Here is a 15,550-nt window from a genome sequence, read left to right on the forward strand (position 1 = left end):
CGGAAAGACCTGAGCCGGAGAGTGGGAGCGGATGATCGACGCGTACGAGGATCCAGGCACGCCCGACCGTCGGAGCGGCGGCCGGTATCTGTGGTGGCTGTGCACCAGACAGGCGGGCCGGTCGGTGGCGGGGGCGCTGCTGGCCAGTGTGTGGATGGGGCTCCTCGCGCTGACGCCGTATCTGCTGTCGCGCGCGATCGACGACGGTCTGGAGCCGGGTGACCGGGCGGCGCTCCTTGGCTGGGCCGCCGCGCTGCTGGGGGCGGGGGTGTTCAACGCCTTGCTGGCTGTCCTGCGGCACCGCACGATGACCCAGGTCCGGATGGACGCCAACTTCCGTACGGTCAAGGTCGTGCTGGCGCAGGCGACCCGGCTGGGTGGCGCGCTGTCGCGGCAGGTGGGGGCGGGGGAGGTCGTCACGATCGGGGTCGGCGACGTCCAGACGATCGCCACGTCGCTGACCGTCGTCGGCCCCGGCGTGGCCGCGGTCCTCACCTACGGCGTGGTGGCCGCGCTGCTGCTGTCGGTCTCCGTCCAGTTGTCCGTGGTGATCCTGCTAGGGGTGCCGGTGATCGCCGTGTTCCTCGGACCGATGATGGGGCGGCTGCAGGGCGCGGAGACCGAGTACCGCGAGCGGCAGGGTGTGCTGACCGCCCGGATCGGCGACCTGGCGGGCGGCCTGCGTGTCCTCAACGGCCTTGGTGGCAAAGGGCTGTTCGCCGACTCCTTCCGCCGCGACTCGCAGGAGCTGCGGGCACAGGGGTACCGGGTCGGGGCGGTGACGAGCTGGATCCAGGCGCTCGGCCTCGGGCTGCCGACGGTGTTCCTTGCCGTCGTGACCTGGCTTGCGGCCCGGCTGGCCGCTCAAGGGTCCATCACCATCGGCGAGTTGGTGTCCGTGTACGGCTATGTCGCGGTGCTCGTGATGCCGGTGGCGTTCTTCATCGAGTGCGGCTATCAGCTGAGCCGGGGGCTGGTGGCCGCCCGGCGGGTCGTACGGTTCCTGGCGCTGGAGCCACTGGCCACCGACGGCGGCAGCCGGGACGCTCCGGCGGTCCCCTCGACGCTGCGCGATCCGGAGTCGGGCGTCCAGGTGGCGCCGGGGAAGCTGACGGCGCTGGTCGGCGCCCGTCCGGGGGACTCGGCCGCCGTGGTCGACCGGCTCGGGCGGTACGCGCAGTCGGCGGCGACCTGGGGCGGCGTACGCCTCGACGAGATCCCCCTGTCGCAGGTGCGGGCACGGATCCTGGTCGCGGACAACGAGGCCGACCTGTTCGCGGGCACCCTGCGCGAGTTGGTCTCCGGCCGTCGTGACCAGGATGAGCAGTCCACTGCGGAGGCCGTGCACGCGGCCGTCGCGGACGACGTCGTCATCGGGCTGTCGGAGGGGCTCGACTCGAAGGTCGACGCGCAGGGCCGCAGCCTCTCCGGCGGCCAGCGGCAGCGGGTACGCCTGGTGCGGGCGCTCCTGGCCGATCCCGAGGTGCTGCTCGCGGTCGAACCCACCTCGGCTCTCGACGCCCACACCGAGGCGACCGTCGCCGCCCGGCTGCGGGCCGCGCGGCAGGGCCGTACGACGGTGGTGACCAGCACATCGCCGCTGCTGCTCGACCAGGTGGACACCGTGTCCTACCTGGTGGACGGCAAGGTGGCGGCCACCGGCAGCCACCGTGAGCTCCTCGACGAGGAGCCGGGATACCGGGCGCTCGTGGCCCGCGACACCGACGTGGAGCAACTCGTGGCCCGCGACACCGACGTACAGGAACTCACGGCCCGCGACGCCGACGTAGAGCAACTCACGGCCCGCGACACCGACGTACAGGAACTCACGGCCCGCGAAACCGACGTAGAGCAACTCACGGCCCGCGAAACCGACGTACAGGATGAGGAGGCCGTGCGATGAGCGTGCATCTGCCCGTCGCCGAACAGGCCGACGTGCGCCGGGCCGCGGTCCGGCTGGTCCGGGCGGACGGGCGTGCCTTCACCGGCGTACTCGCCCTCAACTCACTGGCCGCGGCTGCCGGTCTGGCCGGGCCGTGGCTGCTCGGCCGGATCATCGACGACGTACGGGCCGGGGGCGGGGTCGCCGTCGTGGACCGGCTGGCGCTCGTCATCCTGGTGTGCGCGCTGGCGCAGTTGCTGCTGGCGCGGGCTGCCCGGTATGTGGGACACCGTTTCGGGGAGCGGACGCTGGCGCGGGTGCGCGAGGAGTTCGTCGAGCGGGCGCTCGCGCTGCCCGCCTCGGTGGTGGAGCGGGCCGGTACGGGTGATCTGACGGCTCGTGGCACCGCGGATGTCGCCATGGTGGGCACCACCTTGCGCGACGCCGGGCCCGAACTGCTCATCTGCTCGGTCCAGTCACTGTTCATCCTGGGCGCGGTCTTCTTCCTGGACCCGCTGCTCGGCTGCTGCGGGGTGCTGGGCCTCACCGGCATCTGGTTCGCCACCCGCTGGTATCTGCGCCGGGCGCGTACCGCCTATCTCGCCGAGGGCGCCGCCACGTCGGAGGTCGCGGAGATCCTCGCGGCCACAGCCGAGGGAGCCCGCACCGTCGAGGCCTTCGGGCTGCAGCGGCGCCGGACCGCCGCGAGCCGGGACGCGATCGAGACACTGCGCCTGACCCGGATGCGCACGCTGTTCCTGCGCAACGTGTTCTTCCCGCTGGTGGAGATCTCGTACATCGTCCCGGTGGTCGGCGTGCTGCTGATGGGCGGCGCGCTGCACGCGCGGGGTGCGATGAGCCTGGGTGCGGTGGTCTCGGCGGCGCTGTATCTGATGCAGCTCGTCGACCCGCTGGACACGATCCTGAACCGGGTCGAGCAGTTGCAGAGCAGCAGTGCCTCCTTCGCCCGGGTGGAGGGGCTTGCCCGGGCCCCGCGGGCCGGCTCGTCGGCCCCTTCCCCTCTGCCGGTGGACGACCGGATCGATGTGACGGACGTGCGCTACTCGTACGACCGCGGCGGCGAGGTGCTGCGCGGGGTGAACCTGACCGTGCGGCCCGGAGAACGACTGGCCGTGGTCGGCCCTTCCGGCGCCGGCAAGACCACCCTGAGCAGGCTGCTCGCGGGCGTCGACGCACCGCGCTCCGGCTCGGTGACGGTGGGCCGGGTGCCGATCGTCGGCCTCGATCCCGAGCAGCTGCGACAGCAGGTCGTCCTCGTCACCCAGGAGCACCACGTGTTCCTGGGCACGGTCCGCGACAATCTGCTGATCGCCGAACCGGCGGCCACAGACGCGCAGTTGTGGGCGGCCCTCGCGGTGGTCGGCGCCGACGACTGGGCCGGGGAGCTGCCGGACGGCCTGGACACCGAACTGGGCGCCGGCGGACATCCCACGGACGGCTCGCGGGCCCAGCAACTCGCCCTCGCGCGCGTCGTGTTGGCGGACCCGCACACCCTCATCCTCGACGAGGCCACGGCGCTCCTCGACCCGGCGACCGCCCGCCACACGGAGCGCGCGCTGGCCGCCGTACTCGAAGGGCGCACGGTCATCGCCATCGCGCACCGGCTGCACACCGCGCACGACGCGGACCGGGTGGCCGTCATGGAGGACGGCCTGCTGACCGAACTCGGCACGCATGACGACCTGGTGGCGGCCGACGGCGCCTACGCGGCGCTCTGGCACTCATGGCACGGCGAGCGCCCGTCCCCTACGTGACCGCATAGGCGCGCAGGAAGGTGTCCACCGCCGCCCGTGCCACCGCGCGTGTCTCGGCGGCGGAGGCCTTGCGGGTGCCGAGCCGGGTGCGGGCCTCCATGGGTCCGGTGAGCAGCGCGAGGAGTTGCTCCGCGGCCTGCGCCGGGTCGCACGGGCGCAGCCGCCCGGCGAGGGAGAGCCGGGCCAGCCGGTCCTCGAGAGACTCGGCGACGCGCTGCGAGGTGCGGCTCTGGACCGCCTCGATGAGGTCGGGGAAGCCGCCGACCTGGGAGTACGTCAGCCAGCGCAGCGCGCGGGCCCGTTCGCCGCAGCACACCTGGAGCAGCCGGTACGACACGTCCTCCAGGGCCGCGGGCAGGTCGTCGCCGGGGTCGCGCAGGCGCTCGACGATGGCGAGGTTCTCGGCCGACACCTCGTCCGCCGCGGCCTCCAACGCGCGCCGGAACAGGGTCTCCTTGTCGCTGAGGTGGTTGTAGACCGTCGGCTTGGCGACGCCCGCCTCCTCGGCGATCTCCTGCACGCAGGTGTTCGCGTAACCCCGGCGCGCGAAGACGGTGAACGCGGCGTCCAGGATCGCCTGCCGCTTGTCGATTCGCCCTCGCGAGGCCCGAGTTGTCGTTGTCACCTCCGCAGGATACCGCCTTGTACTGAACCAATCGGACCGTTAAATTGAACTCGCTGGTTCAGATTTGTCGAGTATCTCCGAGGGGAGTCCCAGTGATCGTCAACATCCTGCGGTTCAGCTTCAAGGACGGAACGACCGAGGAGGAGAAGGCCGAGGCGCTGGCGGCGATGAGGCGGACCTCGACCGTCGAGTCGGCCTCGTTCGGGGTGGTGGGCCAGGATCTCGGCGATCCGGCGAGCGGCTTCACGCACACGTATTGCGTGGGGGTGGAGGACCTGGCGGCGCTGGAGCGGTACATGCACGACCAGGTGCATCTCGACGGCGACCTGGTGATCCTCCCCCGCCTCGCGAAGCTGTCGGCGATCCGCCTGTCGGACGACCCGGATCCCGGTCTCGGCGAGAAGGTCATGGCGATCGCTCTCGCGAAGGTCGCCAAGTACCCGGAGTGGGGCCAGGCGTTGGACGCCATCCCCGAGACCAGCTTCTGAGTTCCCGGCCGGGCTCCGAACTCCCGGCCAACCGCTGAACTCCCGACCGGGCTCCGGGTTCCCGGCCGGTTTCCGAACTCCCGGCCAACCTCTGAACCACCGACCGGCCGCCGAACTCCCGGCCAACCTCTGAACTCCCGACCGGACTCCGGGCTCCCGGCCGGTTTCCGAACTCCCGGCCAACCTCTGAACCACCGACCGGGCTCCGGGTTCCCGGCCAACCTCTGAACTCCCGACCGGGCTCCGGGTTCCCGGCCGGTTTCCGAACTCCCGATCGGCTTTCGAGCGACCGGGACGGCGCCGGCCGGGCTCGACCAACGCTCCGTATACCGAACACGACCATCCGGACAACGAACCATTTCCAGCCAATTCATTGACACGGTCCTGACAGACAGCGCATTCCCCTGCAACTCTTCCCTCGGCTACTTCACAGCAACCCCACAGCACCACGGGCAACACCGCAGTGTCGTGCCACAGCACCTCCGCACCTGCACCCGCACCTGGTTCCGCGTACCGCCCTGTTCTGCCCGGACGGTCACCGTTCGTCCGGTCTCCCCTGGCCGTGCGACCCGCGGCCACGCAGAAGGAGTCAGTGTTGAGAAGCAGCTCCCCGCACAGACGCACCTCCCGCACCACCCGGCGCCGAGCCGCAGCCGTCGCCCTCGCGGGCGTCGCCGCCCTGATCGCCACGGCCGTCCAGTCGGGCGCCGCGACCGCCGCCCCGGAGAAGGCACCGTCGGCCGCGGGCAAGGTCAACCCGGGCGCCCTCAGCGTGAAACTCACCCCCGCGCAGCGCGCCGCGCTGATCCGCGACGCCGAGGCGGTCAAGGCGGAGACCGCCGACGACCTGGGCCTCGGCGCCAAGGAGAAGCTCGTCGTCCGTGACGTCGTCAAGGACGCGGACGGCACGGTCCACACCCGCTACGAGCGCACGTACGACGGACTCCCCGTCCTCGGCGGCGACTTGGTGGTCGACACCGCCAAGTCGGGCGCGACCGAGGGCGTCACCAAGGCCACCCGGTCCGCGATCAAGCCGGCGACGACGACCGCCGCGCTGCCCGCCGCCAAGGCGGAGAAGCAGGCACTGGCGGCCGCCAAGGCGGAGAAGGCCAAGAGCCCCGACGTCAACCGGGCACCCCGCAAGGTCGTCTGGGCCGCGAACGGCACGCCCACGGTGGCCTGGGAGACGGTCATCGGCGGCTTCCAGCACGACGGCACCCCGCAGGAGCTGCACGTCGTCACGGACGCCACCACCGGCGCGAAGCTGTACGAGTGGGAGGCCATCGAGACCGGCACCGGCAACACGGTGTACTCCGGCACGGTCACGCTCGGCAGCACGCAGTCCGGCACGACGTACAACCTCACCGACGGGGCACGCGGCGCCCACAAGACGTACAACCTGAACCGCGCCACCTCCGGCACCGGCACGCTCTTCTCCGGCCCCGACGACATCTGGGGCAACGGCCTCGCGTCCAACCTGGAGTCGGCAGCCGCCGACGCGCACTACGGCGCCGCGCTGACCTGGGACTACTACAAGAACGTGCAGGGCCGCACCGGCATCAAGGGTGACGGGGTGGGCGCGTACTCCCGGGTCCACTACGGCAACAACTACGTCAACGCCTTCTGGTCCGACAGCTGCTTCTGCATGACGTACGGCGACGGATCCAGCAACGCCAACCCGCTCACCTCGATCGACGTGGCCGCCCACGAGATGACGCACGGTGTCACCGCGAACACGGCGGGCCTCGTCTACAGCGGCGAGTCCGGCGGCCTGAACGAGGCCACCTCCGACATCTTCGGCAGCGCGGTCGAGTTCTACGCGGCCAACTCCTCCGACGTCGGTGACTACCTCATCGGCGAAGAGATCAACATCAACGGCAACGGCACCCCGCTGCGCTACCAGGACCAGCCGAGCAAGGACGGCGCGTCCAAGGACAGTTGGTACTCGGGGATCGGTTCGATCGACGTCCACTACTCCTCGGGCCCGGCGAACCACTTCTTCTACCTGCTGAGCGAGGGCAGCGGCGCCAAGGTCATCAACGGCGTCTCGTACAACTCACCGACCGCCGACGGGCTCCCGGTCACCGGGATAGGCCGCGCGAAGGCGGAGCAGATCTGGTTCAAGGCACTCACCACGAAGTTCACGACGACCACCAACTACGCGGCGGCGCGCACCGGCACGCTCGCGGTGGCGGGTGAGCTGTACGGCACCACGAGCGCCGAGTACCTGGCGGTACAGAACGCCTGGGCGGGCGTCGCGGTCGGTGCCCGGCCCGGCGGAGGCGGTGGCGGTACCTCGTTCGAGAACACGGCCGACGTATCGATTCCGGACAACGGAGCGGCCGTCAACTCGCCGATCTCCGTCACCGGGCGTACCGGCAACGCGCCGGCGAACCTCGCGGTGGCCGTCGACATCGTGCACACCTACATAGGTGACCTCCAGGTGCAGTTGGTCGCTCCCGACGGAACGGCGTACACGCTCAAGGCGTACGGCACCGGCGGCAGCACGGACAACCTGAACACCACCTACACGGTGAACGCGTCCTCCGAAGTCGCCAACGGCACTTGGCAGTTGAGGGTCCAGGACAACGCGGCCATCGACACCGGCTACATCAACAGCTGGAAACTGACGTTCCCGTAGCGGGTCCGCCACAGACAGGGCGCCGTCCCGGAGGTTCAACTCCCCGGGACGGCGCCCTCTTTTGCCTGGTCCGGAGTTTGCTTTGACGTCTCCTTTACGGAGACCGGGCCCCCATCGCACACCGTGATCTTCATCCAATGGACGCTTTCCGGCCAAGATTCAAGAGACCTCCTGACATGTACGCGCCCTAGATGCCACTCTTCCACCGCACGGCTCACCCGTACCGCAACTTCACCTTCCGTTCGGACACCCCATGCCGTCCGGTCGCCCCACAAAGGAGTTCGCGTGACCCCCCTCTACGCGCGTCACAAGCGCACCACTCTGGCCATCGCCACCGCTGTCGCGGCCGGAGCCCTGCTCGCCACCGGTATGACCACCGGTGCCTCCGCGGACACGTCGGCGGCCCCCGCGGCCAAGCCGACCCTCCCCGGCGCCCAGATCCAGCTGTCCACGTCGGCACGCACCTCGCTCATCCAGGAGGCGCAGGCCGCGACTCCGCAGACCGCCGACGAGATAGGTCTCGGCGCCAAGGAGAAGCTGGTCGTCAGGGACGTCAGCCAGGACGCGGACGGTACGGTCCACACGCGCTACGAGCGCACGTACGACGGACTCCCGGTCCTCGGCGGCGACCTGGTCGTCCACGAGAGCGCGTCCGGCAAGACCGAGGGTGTCACCAAGGCCACGAAGGCGACCATCAAGGTGGCCTCCCTCACGCCGGCCGTCACCTCCTCGAAGGCCGAGACGCAGGCCCTGACCGCCGCCAAGGCCGCCGGCTCGGAGAAGACCGAGGCCTCCCAGGCGCCCCGCAAGGTGATCTGGGCGGCGGACGGCACCCCCGTCCTCGCGTACGAGACGGTCGTCGGCGGTCTCCAGGAGGACGGCACCCCGAACGAGCTGCACGTCATCACCGACGCGGCCACCGGCGCGAAGCTCTACGAGTACCAGGGCATCGAGACCGGCACCGGCAAGAGCCTGTACTCGGGCACGGTCACCCTCGGCACCACGCTGTCGGGTTCGACCTACCAACTGACCGACACCTCGCGCGGCAGCCACAAGACGTACAACCTGTCGCACACCACCAGCTCGGGCACCGGCACCCTGTTCACCGACGCGGACGACACCTGGGGCACCGGCGCGGCCTCCAGCTCGACCACCGACCAGACCGCGGCCGTCGACGCCGCGTACGGCGCGCAGGCGACCTGGGACTTCTACAAGAACACCTTCAACCGCAGCGGCATCAAGAACAACGGCGTCGCCGCCTACTCGCGTGTCCACTACGGCAACGCGTACGTCAACGCCTTCTGGTCCGACTCCTGCTTCTGCATGACGTACGGCGACGGGTCCGGCAACATCAAGCCGCTGACCTCGCTGGACGTGGCGGGCCACGAGATGACCCACGGCGTCACCGCCAACACCGCGAAGCTCGTCTACAGCGGCGAGTCCGGCGGCCTCAACGAGGCCACCTCCGACATCTTCGGCACCGCGGTCGAGTTCTCCACGGCCAACGCCTCCGACGTCGGTGACTACCTCATCGGCGAGAAGATCAACATCAACGGCAACGGCACCCCGCTGCGTTACATGGACCAGCCGAGCAAGGACGGCGGGTCTGCCAACTACTGGTCGTCGACGCTGAAGAACCTGGACGTCCACTACTCGTCCGGCCCGGCGAACCACTTCTACTACCTCCTCTCGGAGGGCAGTGGCGCCAAGACGATCAACGGGGTGTCCTACAACTCCCCGACGTACAACGGCTCCACGATCACCGGCATCGGCCGGGACAAGGCCAACCAGATCTGGTACAAGGCCCTGACCCAGTACATGACGTCGTCGACCACCTACGCGGGCGCCCGCACGGCGACCCTGTCCGCGGCGTCGGCGCTGTACGGATCCACGAGCACGGAGTACGCGGCCGTGGCGGCGGCGTGGACCGCGGTCAACGTAGCCTGACATAGCGGACGGGCGGTACCCGGAGAGAAGGCAACTCCGGGTACCGCCCTACGCTGTGCCCCATGCCCTACACGTACGAGGACGTGGGCGCGACCCGCGAGGACCGCTGCCCCCCGGGCTTTCACCGCCTCCACGTCCGCACACGCATCGGCGAAGGCGAAGCCGTCTTCCGCCGAGCGTCCGAGGCCCTCATGACCTGGGAGATGCACCGGGAGCTGAGCGGCGTCACCCTCACCTCCGACGCGGCGAAGGCGGCCCCCGGAGTCGACGTGATCGTCGGCATCGGCCCGATCAAAGCCCCCTGCCGCGTCGTCTGGACGGTCGAGGAGTACCGCCGCACTGCCTGGGCGTACGGCACCCTCCCCGGCCACCCGGAGTCCGGCGAGGAAGCCTTCGAGATCACCCGCACCGGCGACGGCACCGTCTGGCTCACCATCACCGCCTTCAGCCGCGCCGCCAAGTGGTACGCCCGCGCCGGCGGCCCGGCGACCCGAGGCTTCCAGCACGCGTACGCCAAGCGGTGCGGGAAGGTGCTGCGGAGGCTGTGCGCCCCGTTCGAACAGATCTGACCCGCTCCCGCTGAGCACCTCACCTCGTGTCGTGGATCAGCCGCTCACCGCATCAACACCCCCGCCCCCTCCACCAGCTCCTCCGAAGGAACCGCCACAAGCCCCAGCTCCGCGCCCGAGGCAAGAAGCCGATGCGTGGGCAGGATCCGCACCGTGTAGCCGAAGGGCCCTGTCCGGTCCAGGGACAGTGGCCCCTCGTACGACCAGCGCCCTTCCCCGTCCGGGCCGCCCGTCGGTTTGAGGGGTACGCACACCGCGTCGGCGATGCGGTCGTCGGAGTCGACGCGGCCCGCGACGGCCTGGACCTCGACGTCGTCGGGGGTGAGGTCGCCGAGGCCGACGCGGACGTGGAGGGAGAGGGTGGTACCGAGTTCGGCGGTGGTCGTGGCGGAGGCCGCCTCGACGTGGTCGACGGTGACCTGCGGCCAGGCCGAGCGGACGCGGGACTTCCAGGCGGCCAGTTCGCGGGCGGTGTCCGGGGTGAGGGAGCGGTGGGCGCGGGCGGCGGGGGCGTACAGGCGCTCCACGTACTCGCGGACCATCCGGCCCGCCAGGACCTTCGGGCCGAGGTGGGTCAGGGTCTGGCGGACCATCTCGATCCAGCGGTCGGGCAGTCCGCCCTGGCCGCGCTCGTAGAAGCGCGGGGTGACGCGCTGCTCCAGCAGGTCGTAGAGCGCCGCCGCCTCCAGGTCGTCACGGCGGTCGTCGTCCGTCGCCGTACCGTCGGCCGTCGGGATCGCCCAGCCGAAGTCGGGCTGGAACCACTCGTCCCACCAGCCGTCCAGGACCGACAGGTTGAGGCAGCCGTTGAGCGCGGCCTTCATTCCGCTCGTCCCGCACGCCTCCAGCGGACGCAGCGGATTGTTCAGCCAGATGTCGCAGCCCGGGTACAGCTTCTGCGCCATCGCCATGCCGTAGTCGGGCAGGAACACGATGCGGTGGCGAACCCGCGGGTCGTCCGCGAACCGGACCAGCTCCTGGATCAGGCGCTTGCCGCCGTCGTCGGCGGGGTGGGCCTTGCCCGCGATGACGATCTGGATCGGCCGCTCGGGGTGCAGCAGCAGGTCCATCAGCCGGTCGCGGTCGCGCAGCATCAGGGTGAGGCGTTTGTACGAGGGGACGCGCCGCGCGAAGCCGATGGTGAGGACGTCGGGGTCCAACACGCCGTCGATCCAGCCCAGTTCGGCACTGCCGGCGCCGCGCTGCAGCCAGGACGCGTGCAGCCGCTCCCGTACCTCCACCACCAGCTGCTCCCGCAGGACCCGCCGCAGATCGAAGATCTCCTGGTCCGCGATGTCGGCCACCGCGTCCCAGCGCTCCGAGCCGCCGACCGTCATCGCGTCCTCGGCGCGCTGGGCGCCGATCTGCCGGGCCCCGAGCCGAAAGACCTCAGGCGCCACCCAGGTCGGCGCGTGCACGCCGTTGGTCACCGAGGTGATCGGCACCTCGTCCGGGTCGAAGCCCGGCCACAGCCCCGAGAACATCTCCCGGCTGACGTGACCGTGCAACAGCGAGACACCATTGGCCCGTTGGCCGAGACGCAGCCCCATCACCGCCATGTTGAAGAGGTTCGGCTCACCGCCCGGATAGGTCTCCATGCCCAGGGCCAGGACGCGTTCCACGTCGATGCCCGGGAGTTCGGCGTCCGGACCGAAGTGGCGGGCGACCAGCTCCCGGTCGAAGCGGTCGATTCCGGCGGGCACGGGGGTGTGGGTGGTGAAGACCGTGCCGGCCCTGACCGCCTCCAGGGACGCCTCGAAGTCCAGCCCCTCGTCGGCGAGTTCGGCGATCCGCTCCAGACCCAGGAACCCCGCGTGCCCCTCGTTCGTATGGAACACCTCGGGCCGCGCATGGCCGGTCAGCCGACAGTACGTCCGTACCGCGCGCACCCCTCCTATGCCCAGGAGCATCTCCTGGAGCAGCCGGTGCTCGCTGCCGCCGCCGTACAGCCGGTCGGTCACCCCGCGTTCCCCGAGGTCGTTCTCCTCCACGTCGGAGTCGAGCAGCAGCAGCGGCACCCGGCCCACCTGCGCCAGCCAGACCCGGGCCCGCAGCGCGCGCCCGCCGGGCAGGGCCAGCGAGACCTGGGCCGGTGAGCCGTCGCTCTCGCGCAGCGGCACCACGGGCAGTTCGTTCGGGTCCAGGACCGGATAGTGCTCCTGCTGCCAGCCGTCCCGGGACAGGGACTGCCGGAAGTAGCCGTGCCGATAGAGCAGTCCCACGCCGATCAGCGGAACACCCAGGTCACTGGCTGCTTTCAGGTGATCGCCCGCGAGGATGCCGAGGCCGCCGGAGTACTGCGGCAGCGCGGCCGTGATGCCGAACTCGGGCGAGAAGTAGGCGATGGCGGCGGGCAGTTCGGGGGTCACCGTCTGGGTCTGGTACCAGCGATCGCCGGTCACGTAGTCGCGCAGATCGTCGGAGGCCGCGGCGAGCCGGCGCAGAAAACGCCGGTCCTCGGTGAGCTCCGCGAGACGTCCGGGCGGCACACTGCCGAGCAGGCGTACGGGGTCACCGTCGGAGGCGGCCCAGCGCTCGGGGTCGACGGACTGGAAGAGATCGCGGGTCTCGGCATGCCAGGACCAGCGCAGGTTGCGTGCCAGGTCACTGAGCGGGTGAAGGGCTTCGGGGAGTACGGGGCGGACGGTGAACCTACGGATTGCCTTCACTGATGCCACCTTCACTTCACAAAGGACGTAACGGAGGACGGAAGCGGCAGGAGAACGGTAACCAGGACGTGCGCCAATAGGGGACGCACGTCCTTGTGCGCCCTTCGTCACCCACGACGGTAGCGGCGAGAGGGCCTCCGCAACTACGGCGCATCGAGGTCCGCGCAGACCGAGCCGTCGGCGATCACTCCCCTGGTTACTTCGGCGGAAATTCGCCGCAACTTTCACGTGTCCCTCATGGCCGGTATGGCCGATTCCGCCCACCTGTGTGGCCTTGTGGCGCTTCACACCGCACGAGAGGCTGCCAAGTGGCGTACCCGCCGACCTCGGTCCACGGCGGACCGGCATCGGCCGGAGTGCGCCGTCAAGGAGGGGAACCCAAGTCATGGCACAGACGAGAGACAGGCGTCTGCGCCGGGCGGGAGGTCTCACCGCGGTCGCGACGGCCGCGGTGCTTTCGGCCATCACCCTGCCCGCGCACGCCGCCCCGGAGGGGCAGATACTCGGCGCCGGCGTTCCCGGCTCCGTCGGCGGAAGCTACATAGTGACGCTCAAGGAAAGACCCGCGGGCGGAATCGAGGGGGGAACGAGCGCTCTGTCCGCGACGGGCAAGAGCATCGCCGAGAAATACGGGGCGAGAATCAGCCACACCTACGGCACGGCCCTCAACGGCTACGCGGTGGCGGCCAACGAGAAGCAGGCCCGGCGGCTCGCGGCGGACTCCCGCGTGGCCTCGGTCGTGCAGGACACCAGGGTGGCAGCCGAGGGTCGGACGAAACCGCCCTCCTGGGGCCTCGACCGCGTCGACCAGCCGAGCCTGCCGCTCGACGGCGGCTACACCTGGCCCGATTCGGCGGGCAAGGGCGTGACGGCGTACGTGATCGACACCGGTATCCGGATCACGCACAAGGACTTCGGCGGCCGGGCGAGCTACGGCTGGGACTTCGTCGGAAACGACAGAACCGCCAAGGACGGCAACGGACACGGCACGCATGTCGCCGGCACCATCGCGGGCACCGAGTACGGCGTCGCCAAGAAGGCCAAGGTCGTCGCCGTCCGCGTCCTCGACAACAACGGCTCGGGCACCACCGCGCAGGTCATCGCGGGTATCGACTGGGTGACGAAACACGCGAAGAAGCCGGCGGTCGCCAACCTCAGCCTCGGCGGATACGCCAACGCGCAGCTCGATGCCGCCGTACGCAACTCCATCGCCTCCGGAGTGACGTACGCGATCGCGGCCGGAAACGACGGGCTGCCGGCCGGTCTGTACTCCCCCGCCCGGGTCGAGCAGGCACTCACCGTCGGCGCCGGCGACCGGACGGACGCGCGGGCGAGCTTCTCGAACACCGGCGCCTCGCTCGACCTGTTCGCACCGGGCGTGGCGATCACCTCGGCGTCGTACGCGAGTGACACGGGGAAGGCGACCTTCTCGGGTACGTCGATGGCGAGCCCGCACGTCGCGGGCGCTGCCGCGCTCTATCTGGCCGACCACGTCAGGGCCACCCCGGCCCAGGTGGGCAAAGCCCTGGTTAAAAAAGCGGTTCCAGGGAAGATCTCGGGCGCGGGTCCGGGTTCTCCGAACAGGTTGCTCCAGGTCGGTACCCCCTAGCACGCTGCAGGAACAGGCACCGGCCTCGGCCTCTCCGGACGAGGCCGGACTTGTGTGTAGACATACGCGTGAGTAGTTAACAAAGTGCCGGTTGCCCACCCGAATAGGGTGGGAAGGCTCCCCCGGTACACCCCGCAGACCTCACCTCCCCACACCCTCATCCGCCCACCCACGTTGACGCGGACAGGAGCGGTCATGCCCGCCACACACCGCACGTCGCCACCCCCGACGAGCACCTCCGACACACCCTCCATAGGCAAGGCCGACGCCGGTCACCGCACTCCGGAGAAACCCTCCGCCGAGGCCGAGGCCGAGATCGGCACGAAGACCGGGACCGGCACGGGCAGCAGGGCCGCCGCGACTCCGGAGACGGAAGGGACGTCGGCGCCCGTGGCACCGGCCAGGACCACGGAGACCGCCGTCGCCTCGGTCCCCTCCACCACGTCCGTCACACCACCTGCCGGAATCACCGCGACCGCCACGGCCATCGGCCGCATCCCCCTCCTCGACGTCCACCCGATCGTCGACCACGGCCGTTGGCCCGCGAAGGCTGTGGCCGGTGAGGCCTTCGAGGTCTCGGCCACGGTCTTCCGCGAGGGGCATGACGCGGTCGCCGCGAACGTCGTCCTGCGTGACCCGGAGGGCCGCACAGGACCCTGGACCCCGATGCGCGAGCTGGCCCCCGGCACCGACCGCTGGGGCGCGACGGTGTCCGCCGGGAAAGAGGGCCACTGGACGTACGCGGTGGAGGCGTGGGGCGACCCCATCTCCACCTGGCGCCGGCACGCGGGGATCAAGATCCCGGCCGGTATCGACACCGAGCTGGTCCTGGAGGAGGGCGCGCGGCTGTACGAGCGGGCGGCCACCGGGGTGCCGAAGAGCAAGGGACGCCGGGACACCCTCCGTACGGCAGCCGCCGCACTGCGCGACGTGGAACGCCCCGCCTCGGCCCGCCTCGCGGCCGCCCTCACCCCCGAGGTGGACCGGATCCTCGCCCGCCATCCGTTGCGCGAACTCGTCACGTCCTCCGAGCCGTTGCCCCTGAAGGTGGAGCGCGAGCGGGCCCTGTACGGCTCCTGGTACGAGTTCTTCCCGCGCTCCGAGGGCACGCCCGAGCGACCGCACGGGACGTTCCGTACTGCCGCCGAACGCCTGCCCGCCATCGCGAGGATGGGCTTCGACGTCGTCTACCTCCCGCCGATCCATCCCATCGGCGGCACCTTCCGCAAGGGCCCCAACAACACGCTGTCCGCGACGCCTGAGGACGTCGGCGTGCCCTGGGCGATCGGTTCCCCGGAGGGCGGGCACGACGCCGTCCACCCGGACCTCGGCACGATCGACGACT

Annotated in this window: 10 protein-coding genes; 8 read left to right on the forward strand and 2 right to left on the reverse strand. The window is 70.5% G+C overall.

Features of this window, described 5'->3' with window-relative positions; translation table 11 throughout:
- The first annotated feature begins 31 nt into the window (after window positions 1-31).
- Entirely contained in the window at window positions 32-1,903 is a 1,872-nt protein-coding gene (locus ACFWP7_RS24170; protein WP_384384446.1) for an ABC transporter ATP-binding protein, read from the forward strand.
- Window positions 1,900-3,657 (forward strand): ABC transporter ATP-binding protein, encoded by a 1,758-nt coding sequence (locus tag ACFWP7_RS24175; protein WP_384384448.1) that lies wholly within the window; start codon window positions 1,900-1,902, stop codon window positions 3,655-3,657. The genes ACFWP7_RS24170 and ACFWP7_RS24175 overlap by 4 nt, the downstream gene beginning before the upstream one ends.
- On the opposite strand, the gene ACFWP7_RS24180 is transcribed toward ACFWP7_RS24175, so the two are convergent.
- Window positions 3,650-4,282, reverse strand: coding sequence for a TetR/AcrR family transcriptional regulator (locus ACFWP7_RS24180; protein ID WP_384384452.1), 633 nt, complete (start codon window positions 4,280-4,282; stop codon window positions 3,650-3,652). The two genes, ACFWP7_RS24175 and ACFWP7_RS24180, sit on opposite strands and share 8 nt — an antisense overlap.
- A 92-nt stretch (window positions 4,283-4,374) precedes the next feature.
- Between ACFWP7_RS24180 and ACFWP7_RS24185 the strand changes: the two genes are divergently transcribed.
- The 4 genes from ACFWP7_RS24185 (at window position 4,375) to ACFWP7_RS24200 (ending at window position 9,927) form a co-directional block, all read left to right on the forward strand.
- Entirely contained in the window at window positions 4,375-4,770 is a 396-nt protein-coding gene (locus ACFWP7_RS24185) for a Dabb family protein (RefSeq protein ID WP_384384455.1), read from the forward strand.
- Window positions 4,771-5,365: 595 nt separating this feature from the next.
- Window positions 5,366-7,411 carry a M4 family metallopeptidase gene (locus ACFWP7_RS24190; protein WP_384384458.1) on the forward strand — a complete coding sequence of 682 codons (2,046 nt, stop codon included), beginning with the start codon at window positions 5,366-5,368 and terminating at the stop codon, window positions 7,409-7,411.
- Window positions 7,412-7,696: 285 nt separating this feature from the next.
- Window positions 7,697-9,358 carry a M4 family metallopeptidase gene (locus tag ACFWP7_RS24195; protein ID WP_384384461.1) on the forward strand — a complete coding sequence of 554 codons (1,662 nt, stop codon included), beginning with the start codon at window positions 7,697-7,699 and terminating at the stop codon, window positions 9,356-9,358.
- Window positions 9,359-9,420: 62 nt separating this feature from the next.
- Window positions 9,421-9,927: a DUF1990 family protein gene (locus ACFWP7_RS24200; protein WP_384384463.1), complete on the forward strand. Its 507-nt coding sequence runs from the start codon at window positions 9,421-9,423 to the stop codon at window positions 9,925-9,927.
- 44 nt (window positions 9,928-9,971) lie between these two features.
- Here ACFWP7_RS24200 and ACFWP7_RS24205 read toward each other — a convergent pair whose 3' ends face one another.
- On the reverse strand, window positions 9,972-12,596 hold the full coding sequence (locus ACFWP7_RS24205) for a glycosyltransferase family 1 protein (protein ID WP_384384465.1): 2,625 nt from the start codon (window positions 12,594-12,596) through the stop codon (window positions 9,972-9,974).
- Window positions 12,597-12,981: 385 nt separating this feature from the next.
- On the opposite strand from ACFWP7_RS24205, the gene ACFWP7_RS24210 reads away from it, so the two are divergent.
- Together ACFWP7_RS24210 and ACFWP7_RS24215 are read left to right on the forward strand one after the other, a co-directional pair.
- Complete coding sequence (locus tag ACFWP7_RS24210) at window positions 12,982-14,205, forward strand: S8 family peptidase (RefSeq protein WP_384384468.1); 1,224 nt, start codon at window positions 12,982-12,984, stop codon at window positions 14,203-14,205.
- Window positions 14,206-14,400: 195 nt separating this feature from the next.
- The coding region (locus ACFWP7_RS24215) for a maltotransferase domain-containing protein (protein ID WP_384384471.1) at window positions 14,401-15,550 on the forward strand (1,150 nt) is incomplete at its 3' end.

Origin of the sequence: Streptomyces sp. NPDC058470 (assembly GCF_042721055.1) — a bacterium.
Taxonomy (GTDB): Bacteria; Actinomycetota; Actinomycetes; order Streptomycetales; family Streptomycetaceae; genus Streptomyces.